Source organism: Kitasatospora sp. NPDC101108 (assembly GCF_055584725.1).
In genome coordinates this window covers 230,517-245,917 of the sequence record NZ_JBVJLM010000006.1, presented here as the reverse complement: position 1 = coordinate 245,917, position 15,401 = coordinate 230,517, and the positions used below count along the sequence as shown (strand labels likewise).

The window sequence follows — 15,401 nt, the reverse complement described above, 5'->3', positions numbered from 1 at the left end:
ATGACAGTGCTTCACTCGCGCAACGCCGACGCAGCCGACCCGGCGGACGTCGCCGACGCCGCAGACGTCAAGGACCCCCAGGACGCCGCCGCGGAGCCCGACCTCCGCGAAGACCTCGGCCGCTACGCCGAACTCGGGGCCTTCACGCTCAGCGCCGACACCCACGCCTGGTACGCGGCCGTCGACACCGTCGCGACCCCGGAGGACGCCCGCGCCGCCTCCACTGCCCTCGCCGAACTGCGTGGCCGCGACCTGCAGCAGACCTGGGAAGCCGTCACCGCCCTGGCCGCCGAGGCCAAGCTGGACGAGCCCGACACCGTCGCCAAGGCCGCGCTGCTGGTCGAGATGCTCCAGCGCGTGCACCGCACCTCCGCCACCCTCAGCACCGCCGCGTACGACGCCGACCTCGTCGCCCTCGCCGCCGCCACCGCCGACAGCACCTGGCGCCGCGAGAACGGCGTCAAGCTGTCCTGGCTGCGCGGCCGCTCGCTGCGCAAGCAGGCCGCGGCCCTCGCCCACGACCGCAAGGTCCGCCGCGAGGACCTGCACGAGGCGCTCACCTCCGCCGAGATCGAGCGCCGCGCCTGGGCCGCCCTCGCCCCCGCCGGCAGCCTCCCGAGCGTGCCCGCCGACGGCGACCTCGTCGAGCGCACCGCCCAGGCCTTCGAACCGATCAACACCGGCCTGCGCGGCCTCGCCCGGCTGCTGCCCGACCACGACCTGGACGGCCTCGCCTTCGCCGAACTGGCCGAGCTGGTCGAGCGCCTCGCCGCCGACGAGGGCACCCTCTACCGCCTGCCCACCATCCGCAGCCTGCGCGCCACCCTTGAGGAGGCCGGCCTCGCCGACCTGCTCGCCGAACTCACCGCCGCCAAGGCCGACCGCCGCGCCGCCGAGGCCGCGTACGCGGCGCGCCAGGCGCTGGCGGGCGGGCAGCGGGACGGGCTGGCGGCGGAGCCGGTTGTCGGGGAGGCCGAGGCCGGGGTCGACGTCGATGTCGATGTCGATGTCGACGCGGACGCCGAGGCCGAAGCCGAAGCCGCTGCGCGTCAGGCGCTGGCCGGTGGGCAGCGGGACGGGCTGGCGGCGGAGCCGGCCGCCGAGGCCGCTGAGGCCGACACCGAGGAGCTGGTTGCCGAGTCGGCCGCTGACACCGAGGCCGACGCTGAGACCGAGGTCGAGAGCGGCGTCGAGACGTCGGACGCCGAGCTGACCGAGGGCGGTGCCGAGGGCGAGGCCGTTGAGGCGACGTCGGGCTCGGACGTCGACTCCGCCGAGACCGAGCCGGATTCGGTTGCGGTTGCGGCGGAGGAGGTGACGGAGGAAGCCCCGGCTGCCGTGGTGTCCCTCCCGGCACCCTCCCCGGCCGCCGACGACCTGGTCGCCGCCGCGACGGCCGCGCTGGCCGAGGCCGCAGCGGCGGACGAGTCGGTGGACGAGGCCGCCGAGGTCGAGGCCGAGGAGCCCGTCGCCGAGGTCGAGCTCGAAGCCGTGGCGGACGCCGAGGTTGAGGCCGAGGTCGAGGCCGAGACGGTGGCCGTCGAGGTTGAGGCCGCTGTGGAGGCCCCTGCCGTTGAGGTGGAGCCGGTGACCGAGGCGGAGACCGTCGAGGAGGCTCCGGTCGCCGAGGTCGAGGAGCCCGAGGTCGTCATCGTCACCGAGGAGCCCGCCGTCGAGGTGGAGACCGCCGCTGAGGTTGTCGAGGAGCCCGTCGCAGAGGCCGAGGCCACTGAGGCTCCCGCCGCCGAGGTCGAGGGCACCGTCACGGAGCCCGAAGCCGTTGAGGAGGCCCCCGTCGCCGAGGTAGAGGAGCCCGCCGCCGAGCCCGAGGTGGTCGTCGAGGCCGCCGTCGCCGAGCCGGAGCCCGTCGTCGAGGCCCCCGTCGCCGCCGAGGAGTCCGCCGTCACGGCCCCCGCCGTCGAGGAGCCCGTCACCGAGGCCCCCGCCGTCGAGGAGCCCGTCACCGAGGCGCCCGCCGTCGAGGCCGCCGGCCGTCCCGCGAAGCCGGACTTCACGCCCGGCCGCCCCGTGACCGCCTACTCCGCCGACGAACTGCTCGCCGTCGTCCGATGGATCGACGCCGACGGAACCGAGCGGAGCGACGAGGAGCTGCTCCGCGCGGCCATGAAGGAGCTGGGCTTCGCCCGTCTCGGCCCCCGGATCAAGGAGGCGCTGGGCGCCGCCGTCGCCGCCGCGCGCGGCTGACGCCGGCCGGCCGCCGTACGACGCAGGGCCCGGGACGCGAGTGCGTCCCGGGCCCTGCGTCATGCGGGGGCCGTAGCGGCCGCAACCGACAGAAGGACGAAGGGAAGAAAGGGGTCAGCCGGCTTTGTTCCACGGCTGGCCGGCCATCAGCGCCTTCACGTTGGAGACGTACTTCTGGTTCGGGATGTCCAGGCTGCCGACGACCTCGCCCGTGGTCGGGTCGGTGACGGCGTTGTAGTGCACGTTGCCGGCGCCCGCGTTGTACGCCGAGATGACCAGGTCGAGCAGCGGGGTCTTGCCGGTGGCCGGGTCGGGCGAGAGGTCGTACTTGCCGCCGAAGGAGGAGTCGCCGTAGTAGGCGACCAGCCAGTCGAGCAGCTGGGTACCGAGCTGGACGTTCCCGTTGAGCGTCTTGGGGTCGGAGTTGGTGCCGTACTTGCCGTTCATCCAGCTGACGGTGTTCTGCATGACCTGCATGGTGCCGATGCCGCCGTCGCAGGCGAGGATGCCGGACTGCCAGCCGCTCTCCTGCCAGGCGATGGCCTTGACCAGGTTGACCGGCAGCGGCGGGAGCTTGTCGGTGCCGCCCGAGCTGAGGGTGAGCACCCGGGACTGCCCGGCCGCCGCGGTGAGGGCCGCGCCGACGGTCGCCTTGGGCTCGTCGGGCTGGGGCTTGCTGGGCTGGCAGCCGCTCTGCAGCGGGGGCACGTGCGGGACGGGCGGCGCGGGCGGCGGCGGGAGGGCCACGGCGCCGGGCTTGGCGGTGGGGACCGGCGCGGGGATGGCGGGCTTCTCGACCGGCGGCTGGGTGGCGGGTGCGCCGGCCGCGTTGCCGCCGCCGCTCCTGGCGTTGCCACCCTGGGCGCCGGGCGTGGCCTTCGCTGACTTGCTCGGGCCGGCGCTCGGGCTGTGCGAGGCCCCGGCGGACGCCGAGCCGGTGGGCGTCGGGGTGGCGCTCGCGGACGGGCCGGCGCTCGCCGTCCCGCTGGGTGCGGCGTCGGCGGCCGTGAGCGTGGTGCTCACCGCCGCGTCCGGGTGCTTGTCGGCGCTCTGGGTACCGCATCCCGCCAGGACGGCGGTCGAGACGGCGACGGCGGAGGCCAGTACGGTCGTCCGCCGGGTGGTGCTCAACTTCATGGTTCGTCCCCCCACTTGCCCCCGGGAATCCGATGATCCCGGCGAGTGGCGGTCATCCTACGATGAGGCCCCTCCTCCCGGTGCGAACGGGTGGTCGACCGCCTGCCGGAGGACGGACGGAGCGGTCACCAGGGAGGGCCCGTACCAGGTCAGGTGCCGTCCGCTGACCAGCGCGACCGGGATGCCGGGGAACGCTTCCGGGCCGTCCTCGGCGGTGAAGCGGTACGGCTCGTCCGGCAGCACCACCAACTCCGGTCGGGTCGCCAGCAGTTCGGGCAGCGGCACGGCCGGGTAGCGCTCGGGGTGGTCGGCGTGGACGAGCCGCAGGCCGAGGCGGTGCAGCAGGTCCCCGGCGAAGGTGTCGCGGCCGAGCACCATCCAGGGGCGGCGCCAGATCGGCACGATGGCCCGCGGGCCGTCCGCCGCTGTTGGCTGTAGGCCCCCGGTGGCCGCCGCCGGCCGTACGCCCCCGGTGGCCGCCGTTGGCCGTACGCCCCCGGTGGCCGCGACCGGCCCTACGTCGTGCCAGGCGGCTTCCGCCCGGTCCAGCCAGGCCGGGCGCGGCAGTCGGCAGGCGACGGTGAGCAGCCGGTCCAGGGAGCGGAAGGCGCCGTCCAGGGTGCGGATGTCGGTGACCCACACCGGCACCCCGGCGGCCCGCAGCGCGTCCAGGTCGGGGCGGCGGTTCTCCTCGGCGTTGGCGATCACCAGGTCCGGGGCCAGCGCGAGGATCCCCGGGAGGTCCGGGTTCTTGGTGCCGCCGATCCGGACCACGGCAAGGTCGGCGGGGTGGCTGCACCAGTCGGTGGCGCCGACCAGCAGACCGGGTGCGGTGGCCGCGACGGCCTCGGTCAGCGAGGGCACCAGCGAGACCACCCGGCGCGGCGGGAGCGGACCGAGCGGTACCGGCAGGTCGAGGTCGTCGCGCGGGTCGGTGGGATCGGCCATCCGGCCACCCTATGCGTGCTCCGCCGGACGGGCCGTCCGAGGACCGTAAATCGCCGGGCGATCCGCGGGAACCCGGCGCGGACCCGGCCCGACTACCTGATCCGGGTCCGCAGCGCGGACCCCCGGCACGGTCATCCCACCAGGAGAGTTCTCATGCGCCCTCGCGTCGTCTGCGGCATCGCGGCCGCCGTCGCCCTGTTCGCCACGGCCTGCGGAAGCGGCGGCGGCAGCGCCTCCGTCGCCGTCCGGCCCGTACCGGCGGGAGGCTTCCCCGTCACGGTCACCGACTGCGCGGGCAAGGAGACGACCGTGGCCAAGGCCCCGGCCAGGATCGTCACCAGCAACGCGGCGAGCCTGGAGATGCTGCTCCAACTCGGTGCGGGCGACCGGGTGATCGGCACCGGCTTCCCGCCCGGCAAGGGCACCCTGTCGTCGGCGCTGGCCGAGCAGGGCGCCAAGGTGCCGGTGCTCGGGGACAAGGCGATTCCCAAGGAGAAGCTGCTCGGCTCCGGCGCCGACCTCTACGTCGACACCTTCGGCGCGATGCCGATGATGGGCGGCGGAGCCACCGGTCCCAGCGAGGCGGAGTTCGCGGCGGCCGGCATCCAGCACGTCTACCTCCTCTCCACCGCCTGCGCCGGCACCCCGAAGGCCCCCAAGGCGCCGCGCACCGACCTCGCCGGGATCGAGGAGGACATCCGCCGCCTCGGCGCCGTCACCGGCACCGCCGCCCGCGCCGAGGAACTCGTCACCGGGATGGAGAAGCGGGTCGGCGAGGTCCGCACCGCACTCGCCGGCGTCCCGGAGGACAAGCGGCCCGGCTACTTCGTCTTCGACTTCGACGCCGGGACCAAGCAGCCGGTCGCGGTCTGCGGCCGGCAGGTCGCCAACGCCGTCATCACCCAGGCCGGGGCCCGCAACGTGTTCGCCGACTGCGACGCCGACTTCAAGCCCGGCTCCTGGGAGGACGTCGTGGCCAAGAACCCGGACTGGATCCAGCTGGCCGTGCGCAACCGGGGCAGCGAGGAGGCCACCCGCAAGGCCTACGACGACGCCGAGGCCTTCCTGCGGGGCTTCCCGGCGACCCAGGGCCTGAAGGCCGTCCAGGAAGGACACTTCGTGCGGCTCGGCTCCGAGGTGACCACCATCGCGGGGGTGCGCAACGCCGACGCCGTCCGGCAGATCGCCGCCACCGTCCACCCCGACCTCGTCAAGAACGGCCAGTAGACGGTGACTTCGGCCCTTCGCGCCGGGCACGACCGGGAGACCGGCCGCCCGGCCCGCACCCTGCGGGCCGGGCCGCTGGCCACCGCGCTGGCCGTCGCCCTGCTGCTCGCGCTGACCGCCGCCGTCTCGCTCGGCCCGGTGGACCTCCCGCCCGGCGAGGTCTGGTCGGTGGTCGTCCACCACCTCACCGGCCGCGCGCCCGAACCCGGCACCCGCGACCTCATCGTCTGGCAACTACGCGTCCCACGGGCGCTGTTGGCGGCCGTCGTGGGTGCCGGACTCGGGCTGGTCGGCACCGCCGTCCAGGCCCTGGTCCGCAACCCGCTCGCCGACCCCTACCTGCTGGGCATCTCCTCCGGCGCCTCCCTCGGGGCGGTCGCCACCATCGTCCTCGGCACCGCCCTAGGCCTGGAACTCTCCTTCGGCAGCGCGCTCGGCCTCACCGTCTCCCTGGCGGCCTTCGCCGGAGCGCTGGCCGCCTTCTCCCTGGTCTGGCTGATGGCCCGGCGCGGCGGCGGCTTCTCGCCGCTGCGGCTCGTGCTGGCCGGCATCGGCATCGCCCAGTTCCTCGGCGGCATCACCAGCTACCTCGTCCTGCAGACCAGCGACGAGCAGCAGACCCGGGGAGTGCTGTTCTGGCTGATGGGCAGCCTCGGCGGCGCCGTCTGGGCCCAACTCGCCGTCCCCGCCGCGGCGGTGGCACTCGGACTGGCCCTGCTCCAGGCCCGCGCCCGCGGCCTCAACGCGATGCTGATGGGCGACGAGACGGCCGCCGGGCTCGGCGTGGACGTCACCCGGCTGCGCCGGGAGGTCTTCGTCGTCACCAGTGTGCTCACCGGAGTACTGGTCGCCGTCTCCGGAGCGATCGGCTTCGTCGGGCTGATGGTGCCGCACGTCTGCCGGCTGCTCGTCGGGGGCGACCACCGGCGGCTGCTGCCGCTGTCCGCCCTCACCGGGGCGGTGCTCCTGGTCGTGGTCGACACCGTGGCCCGCACCGCCCTGGACGGCCAGGAACTGCCGATCGGCGTGGTCACCGCCGTGCTCGGCGCCCCCACCCTGCTCTACCTGCTGGACCGACGACTGGAGCGCAGTTGAGGATCGCCGTCGAGGACCTGAGCGTCGCCCTGGCCGGACGCACGGTGGTGGCCGGAGTCCACCTGGTCGCCGAGGAAGGGGAGATCGCCGGGCTGGTCGGGCCCAACGGCAGCGGCAAGTCCAGCCTGCTGCGCACGGTCTACCGGCACCTGCGGCCGAGCGCCGGGCGGGTGCTGCTGGCCGGGCAGGACCTGGCGGCGCTGCGGCCCGCGCAGTCCGCCCGGCACATCGGCGCGCTGCCCCAGGAGCGCGGCGGCGACTTCGAGTTGAGCGTGCGCGAGGTGGTGGCGATGGGCCGCACCCCGTACAAGCGGGCGTTCGCGGCCGACGACTCCGAGGACCACCGGATCACCGCCGAGGCCCTGCACCGGGTCGGCATGGCCGACGCCGCGGAACGCCGGTTCGCCCAACTGTCCGGCGGCGAACGGCAGCGGGTCCTGCTGGCCCGGGCGCTCGCCCAGCAGCCGGACGTCCTGGTGCTCGACGAGCCGACCAACCACCTCGACGTCCGCCACCAGGTCGAACTCCTCGCCCTGCTGCGGGAACAGCGCCGCACCACACTGGTCGCGCTGCACGACCTCAACGCCGCCGCCTCGGTCTGCGACCGGCTGCACGTGCTGCACCGCGGCGCCCTGGTGGCCTCCGGGGCGCCGCGCGAGGTGCTGACCGCCGACCTGCTGGCCGAGGTCTTCGGCGTACGCGCCGCGGTGGTCGACCACCCCCTCACCGGCGACCCGTTGATCGCCTTCGACCACCGCTCCCCGGCCGGCGCCGCCCCCGAGCCGCTCCGCCGGCCCGGTCCTCCGCCCGGGGCGGTCCGGCCTCAGCTGCTCTCGTAGTGGCTCGGCCGGCCGCCCCGCTCCACCGGCCGGCCGAGCCGGGCGGCCTCCTCGCTGCGGAGCAACTCCCAGCTGCCGTCCGGCCGGTGGAGCACGGCCGAGTGCCAGGGCGTCATCCAGGCGTCGGCCGCCGCCAGCAGCCGGATGCCGAACTTGGCCGCACCGGCGGGCTGCGGGTGGATGGACAGCCGGACCGCGCGGGGGTGCCGCTCGGCGATCAACTCGCCCCAGGCCCTGCTGCGTTGGATCACCCCGTAGGCGCGACGGCGGCACTCCCGCTGCAGGGCGGACCGGGTGCCGGGAAAGCCCGTGCTGTCCTCGGTGAGGAAGCGGGTGATGCCGCGGTAGAGCCGCAGGGCCTCCTGCTCGGTCAGCACCTGCTCGCGCAGTTCCTCGACGCTCGGCGCGTACCGCTCGTGCACCCGGGCGCGTTTCTCGTCGTACGGCAGGTCGCCGAGCACCGCCCGCAGGTCGAAGATGTCGAGGTGGCGCAGGCCCTCGCGCTCGATCATCGCGGTCAACTCGTCCGAGTACTCGTCGATGTGGTCGTCGGGGACGTTGATCAGGTCGCCGAAGATGTGGCCGTCCGAGCAGATCAGGATGCATGCGCCGGGCGGGTGGACCCGGCCTATCCGGGCGCAGAGCTCGTCGAGGAAGGTCAGGGACAGCCGCTCGCCCTCGTCCGGCAGGTGGCCGAGCACCTTCGCGGGGTTCGGCGACTTGCACGGGAAGCCCGGCAGGGTGAAGACGATCGGCTCGCCCGCGTCGATGAAGTCCGCCAACTGCGCGAGCTGGAGCGGGAAGTGCTCGGGGCGGGCGTCGAACTCCGGGTCGGCGGCGCGGCGGTGCGGGAGCAGCATCCCGAGGACGCGGGCGGCGAGCCGCTCCGTCGACCGCTGCTCGGGGGTGCCGGTGATGCCGGTGATGCCGGTGATGCCGGTGTCCAAAGGGGTGGCGGCGGTGACGGGGGCGGTGCCGACGGGCGGCATGGTGGTTCTCCTCCAGGAATGGGCGGGCGTACGGGCTCCGGGCAGGCGGAGCCGCGGGTGGGACCGGTCGGACGGCCGGGTGGGCGGGGAGCTCGTCGTGCTCAGTCGCGCCGGTCGTAGGCGACCGGCAGCCGGTTGACACCCCGGGCCAGAACCGCGGGGATCCAGGCGAGTTCGTCCAGGCCGTCCCCGGGCGCGACGGCCGGGCGGAGCCCGGGCAGCCGGGTGAGCAGGGTGCCGACGGCGATCTGGAGTTCGGCCCGGGCCAGTGCCGCGCCGGGGCAGTAGTGGATGCCGTGGCCGAAGGCGAGGTGGGTGTTCGGCGTGCGGTCGAGGTCGAGGTGGTCGGCCCCGGCGAACTGCTGCTCGTCGCGGTTGGCGGCGCACAGCGAGACGATCACCGAGTCGCCCGCCGGAACGGTGGTGCCGAACAGGTCGCTGTCCTCGGCGAAGAAGCGCCAGGTGGTGAGCTCGAACGCGGCGTCGTGGCGCAGCAGTTCCTCCACCGCCCGGGCCAGGCGGCCGGGCTCGTCGAGGCCCGCGCGCAGTTCGGCGAGCTGTTCGGGGTGGCGCAGCAGGGTGATCAGCATGGTGGTGATCTGGTTGGTGACCGGCTCCTGCCCGGCGACCAGCAGCTGGAACACGATCGAGTCCAGCTCCTCGCGGCTCAACTCGCCCGCGTCGTGGGCCGCCACGAGCCGGCCGAGCAGGTCCTCGCGCTCGTCCCAGCCGGGGGCGAGGTGGTCGGCGCGCTTGCGGGCGACCACCTCGGCGATGTACGTCTGCAGGCCGCGCAGCCGCGCCTCGTACGCCGGGCGCCCCGGGTCCTGGGGGCCGACCGGCTGGACCACCTTGCCCCAGTCGCGGTCGAATCGGGCGGCCAACTCGGCGGGCAGGCCGATGACTTCGGCCAGCACCCGGAAGGGGTAGTGGGCCGCGAAGCCCGCCACCAGATCGGCGCCGCCGGTGGCGGGCAGCCCGTCCACCAGGGCGTCGGCCAGCTCCTGCAGCCGTGGGCGCAGCGACTCCACCCGGCGCGGGGCGAAGGCGTCCAGCACCAGGCGGCGCATCGCGGTGTGCTTGGGCGGGTCCTGGTGCAGCAGGTGGACCTGGAGCTGGGAGTGCTGGGGCTCCGGCATGATCGAGGCGAGTCGGCGCCAGTTGTCGTTGCCCAGGGCGTGGTTCTTGCCGAGCCGTGGGTCGTTGAGGGTGGCGTGGGCGGCCTGGTAGCCGGTGACCAGCCAGGCGTGGATACCGCTCGGGAACTCCACCCGGTGCACCGGCCCGGCCTCGCGCATCCGGCGGTAGAGGGGGTACGGGTCGGTCTTGTAGTCCGGGCCGTACAGCGGGACGGGGCTGGGCAGCCGGTCGTGGCCGTACGGGCAGCGCGGCGCTCCGGGCGTGGGACCGGTCCCGGGTTCGGTCGTGGTCGTGGTCGTGGTCGTGGTCGGGGCGTCGGCTTCGGTTCCGGTTCCGGTTCCGGTTTCGGTTCCGGTTCCGGTTTCGGCCCCAGCCGGGGGCGGGGTGCGGACGGGGTCGGTCATGTGGGGTCCTCCGAAGGGGCGGGGGCGGATCTCGGGCGGCTGTCAGGACTGCGGGCGGCGGTACCGGGCGAGCAGGACCACGGCGGTGGCCGCGACCAGGGCGGCCAGGGCGATGCCCGCGTGCGTCCCGGCGCCGGGCCGGTCGCCCGCCAGGGCGGCGGCGGTGGCCAGGGCCGGACCGAGGGCGAAGCCGAGGCTGCGGGAGAGCTGGACGGCGGATCCGGCGGTGGCGAGCTTCCCGGGTGGGGAGGCGGTCATCACCAGCGCCTGGGTGGGGCCGCCGTTGAGGCCCATCCCGGCGCCGGCCAGGGCGAGCCGTGCGGCGATGTCGGCGGTGGACCAGTCGGCGCCCACCGGGACGAGCAGTGCCAGACCGCAGGTGGTGAGGACGGCGCCGGTGAGCGCGGTCGGCCGGGCACCCCAACGGTCGGCCAGTCGGCCGCCGACTCGTCCGGCCAGCACCATGCCGAGCGGGAAGGCCAGCATGGTCAGCGCGGTGGCGGTGGCGCTCTCAGCGCGCGGGCCGCGCAGGTACTGGACGAGCAGGTACTGGCAGGCCGCGAAGCCGGCGGCGAGCGCGAGCACCGAGGCGTTCACCCCGGCGGTCCCGGCGGTCCGCAGCACCTCCGCGACCGGCCGACCGCCCGGGCGGCGCAGCCAGAGCCGCACCAGCGGCGCGGCGGGCAGCGCGAGCAGCAGCCACTGCGGGGCCTTCGGCGCCAGGGTGAGTCCGAGTAGGACGGCGGCGACCGCGGCGCCGATCAGGGCGGCGTCGCCCAGCGAACCCCGGTCGGGCAGGCGCAGTCGGCCGCTTCGCGGGGCGTTCCGGCGCACGATCAGGACGGCGACCAGGCAGACCGGCAGCTTGACCAGGAAGACCGCCCGCCAGCCCGGGTGGTCCAGCAGCAGGCCGCCGACCACCGGGCCGGTGACGGCCCCGAGCGGACCCAGCGTCGCGGGCACGCTCATCGCCCGCCCGCGCAGCTCGGGCCGGACGGACGTCGCGGCCAGCACCGGCATCAGGACGAACAGCACGGCACCGAAGGCACCTTGCAGCAGGCGTGCCGTGATCAGCCAACTCGCCCACGGCGCAAGGGCGGCCAGCACACTGCAGGTCGCGAAGCAGCTGACCGCGAGCAGCAGCGCGGACCGGGCGCCGACCTGGTCCAGCCATCGCCCGGCCGGCAACAGCAGGGCGACCAGGGGGAGTTGGTAGCCGAGAACGGCCCACTGGGCGACTCCGGCGGAGACGTGCAGGCCGGAGGACATGTCGGTGAGCGCCAGGTTGACCACGTTCATGTCGAGCATCGCGACGAACGAGAGCAGCCCGGCGGCCACGACCAGGCTCCACCGGTCGACATGCCCGGCCTGACTTGTCGTCAGTTCACCGATGCGTGACTGGTTCCGCGCCCGCACGAAGGTCCTCCGCTCCCGCTGTTGTGCCGGGCGCCGCCTCGGCGGCGGCGTCCGGTACAGCAGTCGGGGGCGCGGGGGCCCTGGTTCCGAACACTTGGGGGAATTTTCCCGGGCGAACAACTTTCAGCGAACGGATAACAGATGACAGATTTCGAAATCTGTCATCCGTTCGCTGTCATCTGTCGCCCGTCCGCTGCCAGGCAGCGGGGCAGGGGCAGGGACAGGGGCTGCGGGGCCGCGGGGCGTCATCCACTGGCCCGCCCGCCGGCCCCGCCGCTCAGCAGGCCGTCGCGAGCTCCCCGGCCTCGGCCGCCCGCAGGCGCGCTATCAACTCCTCGCGCGCCCGGGCGACCCGGGAACGGACGGTGCCGACCGGGCATCCGGCGACCTCGGCCGCCTCGGCGTAGCTCAGGCCGACCACCTGGGTCAGTACGAAGGCCTCCCGCCGCTGCGCCGGTACCCGTTCGAGCAGGTCCCCGAGGGCGATCCCGTCCTCGAACCCGGCTGCCGGGGTGCCGCCCTGCCGTTCCGCCGCCTCCTGCCAGTCCGGCAGCGCCGCGCAGCGCGGCCGGGCTGCGGCCATCCGGTAGCGGTCGATCACCGTGCGCCGGGCGATCGACAGCAGCCAGGTGCGGGCCGAGGAGCGCCCGGCGAAGGCCGGGAGGCCGCGCAGCGCCCGCAGGAAGGTCTCCTGGGCGAGGTCGTCGGCGGACTGGACGTCGGTCAGGTGGGCGACGAAGCGCCAGACGTCCCGTTGGGTGGCCCGGACGAAGGCCTCGACGTCGGCGGCCCGCCCCGACCGGGCGGTCAGTGCGAGCGCGGTGAGCTGGTCGTCATCCACGGCGGCCTCCGATGCTGACGATCCCGATCTCGCGAGCTTCCCCGGAGGTGACCCGTCCGGTCCCGGCCCGGCAACCGTGCGGGACGATGGTCGTATGAGATGCGCGCAGTTTCGTACCGCTCTGTCCGCCCGGCTCGACGGCGAACCGAGCGGCCTGCCCGGCACCCGGCTGGACAAGCACCTGGCGCGTTGCACCGGCTGCCGGGAGTGGCTGGAACGGGCCGAGCGACTGCGCGACCAGGTGTCGGCGGTCGCCGTCGACGGACCGTCGGAGGCGTGGACGGCCGGGCTGCCGGCCCGGCTGGGCGTGGGCGCCCCGGTCGGTCACGCGCCGGAGGGGCCGCAGACCGCGGAGCGGTAGGACGGTGGCGCCGGTGCGAACCGGTGCGCCGTCGAAGTGAGGCATGGGAAGGTCCCGGGAGGAAGGCTGGGAGCGGCGCCGCACACGGCGGCACCGCAGGCGTCCATGGGCCGAGCGCGCGGCACACCGCACCTCCCGCGAAGGAGGTCGGCGGACGCGGACAGCGGCCCGAGCCCTGACGGCACGGCGGCGCGAGGCGCGAGGCGCGAGGCGCGACGGCACTGGACGTGACGGCGCTGGGCGCTGGGCGCGGCGGTGCGGCAGGGCGACCTGCCCGACGCGGAGGTCCCAGGGGCGGCCGGAGTCCGGCCGGAGGGGGAGGAGCGCGGCGGGCGCGTCAGCAGGCGAGCGCGAACGCCGGCGGCCCACGCCGGACGACGGCATGGGTGAGCAGGACCGACCGGAGCGGCCGGGCCGGCCGGTCGGCGGGCCGGGGCGAGGCGGGTGGCCGGTACCCGAGGGGGCGGGCGAACAGTGCCAGCAGCGGGAGCAGCAGCGCCCCCGCGACCACCGTCCCGAGCGCGGCGAGCAACTCGAAGACCCGGACCAGCGCGGCGTCACCGCGCCAGAGCAGCAGCGCACAGGCGAGCGCCGCCATGACGTGGGCGAGGGCCATCCCGGTCGACATGCCGTGCGACATCCCGCCGGGCATCCCGTCGGCCATCTGCCCGGAGATGTGACCGGACATTCCGGCGGACATCCGGTGCGGTATGCCCGAAGGCATACCCGGCATCCCGGTCATCTCCGGCATGCCCGGCATGCCCGTCGCCCCCGACAGACCCGTGTCCACGGCCGTCCCGTCGACCGATCCCACCGCCCCGTGGTGCATCCCCGCCATCGGCCGCAGGCTGCCGCCGGCCGGCGGGACGTCCGGGTCGATGCCCGCCATCCGCGCCAGCTCGACGGGCGAGATCCCGCCGCCGGTCCGGTCCGGGTTGCAGAGCAGCAGGGCGGCCCAGTCCGTTCCGGCGAACCGGCCGAGACCGGCGCCCCCGCGGCCGACCGTCCCGGCCTGTTGGAACAGCAGGTGCAGCGCGCCCTGCGCCGCGACCATCCAGATGCCGATCACACCGATTCCGCGCCGCTTCCCGGCCAGCAGCCAGGTCAGGCCGAGAACGGCCCCGAACGCGCCGAGCAGCACCGGCGGCGACACTCCGGCCCCGGCCATGGTGACGTGCGCCGTGGCGGCCATCGCCACGCACAGCGCGGCGAAGACCGCGGCGCGCAGCAGGCGGATCCGGTCGGTCATCACGATGGCACTCATCGTCGCACCCGCCGCCTCCCGGCCGGACCGCACCCTCCGGTCATGGCCGGATCCGGCCCGTGAGAACATGCCCGGCCCGTCGGGTCGACCGATCAAAGGCTTTTAGCACGGTTTCACCCGGTCGACCAGCCGACTTGACACGCCAACCTTCCGCTCACTACATGTGCACACTCCAGCACAGAACGTACGTGTCGAAACGGACCGATCGGAAGCAGGAGGCGCGGCCATGAACACTCCGACGGAGGTCCCGACCCCGGCGGCGGACACCCCGGACCTCGCCGACCCCCGCTTCTGGCGGTTGCCGCCACCCGACCGCGCCGCGGCCTTCGCAGAGCTGCGCCGCCGCCCCGCCCCGGTCTACTTCGGCGACCGTGCCACCGGCCGGGGCTTCCACGCCCTGGTCCGGCACGCCGACGTGGTCGAGGCGAGCCGGACCCCCGCCGTCTTCCGCTCCGGCCCCGGCGTGACCACCCCGGAACCGCCCCGCTGGGTCCGGCTGCTGTTCGGCGACTCGATGGTCAACCTGGACGACCCCCGGCACTCCCAACTGCGCCGGATCGTCTCCCGGGCCTTCACCCCGCGCCTGCTCGGCCGGATCGAGGAGGACATCCGCCGGATCGCCGCCGCCCTGGTGGACGAGGTCGAACGCGACCGGCCCGAGGACTTCGTCGGCACGGTGGCCGCCGAGCTCCCGTTCCAGGTCATCTGCTCCATGATGGGCATCCCCGAGGAGCCCCGCCGCACCATCCTCGACCTGGTCAACCGCACCTCCGAGGGCACCGGCGTGGCCCGGACGCGGCGCGGCCGGATCCGGGTGCCCGGGCGCGGACTGGCGGCACTCGCCCGGATGCAGGGCATCGTGGCCGCGATCGGCCGCGAGCGCCGCCGTCGGCCCGCCGAGGACCTGATCTCCGCGCTGGTCACCGCCGACGTGGACGGCCGCCGGCTGACCGGCCGCGAGCTGGGCGCCTTCTTCAGCCTGCTGCTGGTCGCCGGGGTCGAGACCACCCGCAACGCGCTCGCCCACGGTCTCCACCTGCTGACCGCCCACCCCGAGCAGCGCGCGCTGCTGCTCGCCGACCTGGACGGACGGATCGACGGCGCGGTGGACGAGATCGTCCGCCACGCCACCCCGATCGTCCAGTTCCGCCGCACCGTCGCCGTCGACCACGAGCTCGGCGGCCCGGGCGGTCCGCTGCTGCGGGCGGGGGAGAAGGTCGCGCTGTACTACGGTTCGGCGAACCGGGACGAGACGGTGTTCCCCGACCCCGAGGCCTTCGACATCAGCCGCACCCCCAACCCCCACCTCGGCTACGGCGGCGGCGGGCCGCACTACTGCCTCGGGGCGTACCTGGCCCGGCAGGAGATGACGGCGCTGTTCCGCGAACTGTTCACCCGGCTGCCCGAGGTGCGGTCGCTCGGCGAGCCGGTGCTCGTCCCGTCCAGCTTCGACCACCGGGTCGGCGCGCTGCGCTTCACCTTCTGAGCCCTCCGACGGCCTCCGAACCCGGCCCTCTGAGCTCTCGGAAAGAAAC

General features: G+C 74.9%; 13 protein-coding genes. 6 read left to right on the top strand and 7 right to left on the bottom strand.

Annotated features, from left to right (window positions below):
* Positions 1 to 2,205 carry a hypothetical protein gene (locus ACZ6Z8_RS16435; RefSeq protein ID WP_465610244.1) on the top strand — a complete coding sequence of 735 codons (2,205 nt, stop codon included), beginning with the start codon at positions 1 to 3 and terminating at the stop codon, positions 2,203 to 2,205.
* Between the two features lie 114 nt (positions 2,206 to 2,319).
* Here ACZ6Z8_RS16435 and ACZ6Z8_RS16430 read toward each other — a convergent pair whose 3' ends face one another.
* A complete protein-coding gene (locus tag ACZ6Z8_RS16430) occupies positions 2,320 to 3,342 on the bottom strand; it encodes a transglycosylase SLT domain-containing protein (RefSeq protein ID WP_465610242.1) in 1,023 nt (340 codons plus the stop codon).
* A gap of 57 nt (positions 3,343 to 3,399) precedes the next feature.
* Positions 3,400 to 4,290 carry a helical backbone metal receptor gene (locus ACZ6Z8_RS16425; protein WP_465610240.1) on the bottom strand — a complete coding sequence of 297 codons (891 nt, stop codon included), beginning with the start codon at positions 4,288 to 4,290 and terminating at the stop codon, positions 3,400 to 3,402.
* A 153-nt stretch (positions 4,291 to 4,443) separates the two neighbouring features.
* On the opposite strand from ACZ6Z8_RS16425, the gene ACZ6Z8_RS16420 reads away from it, so the two are divergent.
* From ACZ6Z8_RS16420 to ACZ6Z8_RS16410, 3 genes are read left to right on the top strand one after another with little or no spacing between them, the layout of a single operon-like run.
* The gene (locus tag ACZ6Z8_RS16420; RefSeq protein ID WP_465610238.1) at positions 4,444 to 5,517 is read left to right on the top strand and encodes an ABC transporter substrate-binding protein; all 1,074 of its coding nucleotides are present in this window, start codon (positions 4,444 to 4,446) and stop codon (positions 5,515 to 5,517) included.
* Between the two features lie 3 nt (positions 5,518 to 5,520).
* Positions 5,521 to 6,612, top strand: a complete 1,092-nt coding sequence (locus ACZ6Z8_RS16415; RefSeq protein WP_465610236.1) for a FecCD family ABC transporter permease — start codon at positions 5,521 to 5,523, stop codon at positions 6,610 to 6,612.
* Positions 6,609 to 7,451, top strand: a complete 843-nt coding sequence (locus tag ACZ6Z8_RS16410; protein ID WP_465610234.1) for an ABC transporter ATP-binding protein — start codon at positions 6,609 to 6,611, stop codon at positions 7,449 to 7,451. The genes ACZ6Z8_RS16415 and ACZ6Z8_RS16410 overlap by 4 nt, the downstream gene beginning before the upstream one ends.
* On the opposite strand, the gene ACZ6Z8_RS16405 is transcribed toward ACZ6Z8_RS16410, so the two are convergent.
* The 4 genes from ACZ6Z8_RS16405 to ACZ6Z8_RS16390 form a co-directional block, all read right to left on the bottom strand.
* Positions 7,436 to 8,440, bottom strand: a complete 1,005-nt coding sequence (locus tag ACZ6Z8_RS16405; protein WP_465610231.1) for an L-tyrosine/L-tryptophan isonitrile synthase family protein — start codon at positions 8,438 to 8,440, stop codon at positions 7,436 to 7,438. The genes ACZ6Z8_RS16410 and ACZ6Z8_RS16405 overlap by 16 nt on opposite strands.
* A 101-nt stretch (positions 8,441 to 8,541) precedes the next feature.
* Entirely contained in the window at positions 8,542 to 9,984 is a 1,443-nt protein-coding gene (locus ACZ6Z8_RS16400) for a cytochrome P450 family protein (RefSeq protein WP_465610229.1), read from the bottom strand.
* 42 nt (positions 9,985 to 10,026) lie between these two features.
* The gene (locus tag ACZ6Z8_RS16395) at positions 10,027 to 11,322 is read right to left on the bottom strand and encodes an MFS transporter (RefSeq protein ID WP_465610227.1); all 1,296 of its coding nucleotides are present in this window, start codon (positions 11,320 to 11,322) and stop codon (positions 10,027 to 10,029) included.
* Positions 11,323 to 11,677: 355 nt separating this feature from the next.
* Positions 11,678 to 12,241 (bottom strand): sigma-70 family RNA polymerase sigma factor, encoded by a 564-nt coding sequence (locus ACZ6Z8_RS16390; RefSeq protein WP_465610226.1) that lies wholly within the window; start codon positions 12,239 to 12,241, stop codon positions 11,678 to 11,680.
* Positions 12,242 to 12,335: 94 nt separating this feature from the next.
* Between ACZ6Z8_RS16390 and ACZ6Z8_RS16385 the strand changes: the two genes are divergently transcribed.
* Entirely contained in the window at positions 12,336 to 12,602 is a 267-nt protein-coding gene (locus ACZ6Z8_RS16385; protein WP_465610224.1) for a zf-HC2 domain-containing protein, read from the top strand.
* Positions 12,603 to 12,939: 337 nt separating this feature from the next.
* On the opposite strand, the gene ACZ6Z8_RS16380 is transcribed toward ACZ6Z8_RS16385, so the two are convergent.
* Complete coding sequence (locus ACZ6Z8_RS16380; RefSeq protein ID WP_465610222.1) at positions 12,940 to 13,866, bottom strand: hypothetical protein; 927 nt, start codon at positions 13,864 to 13,866, stop codon at positions 12,940 to 12,942.
* 226 nt (positions 13,867 to 14,092) lie between these two features.
* On the opposite strand from ACZ6Z8_RS16380, the gene ACZ6Z8_RS16375 reads away from it, so the two are divergent.
* The gene (locus ACZ6Z8_RS16375; RefSeq protein WP_465610220.1) at positions 14,093 to 15,352 is read left to right on the top strand and encodes a cytochrome P450; all 1,260 of its coding nucleotides are present in this window, start codon (positions 14,093 to 14,095) and stop codon (positions 15,350 to 15,352) included.
* Positions 15,353 to 15,401 lie beyond the last annotated feature (49 nt).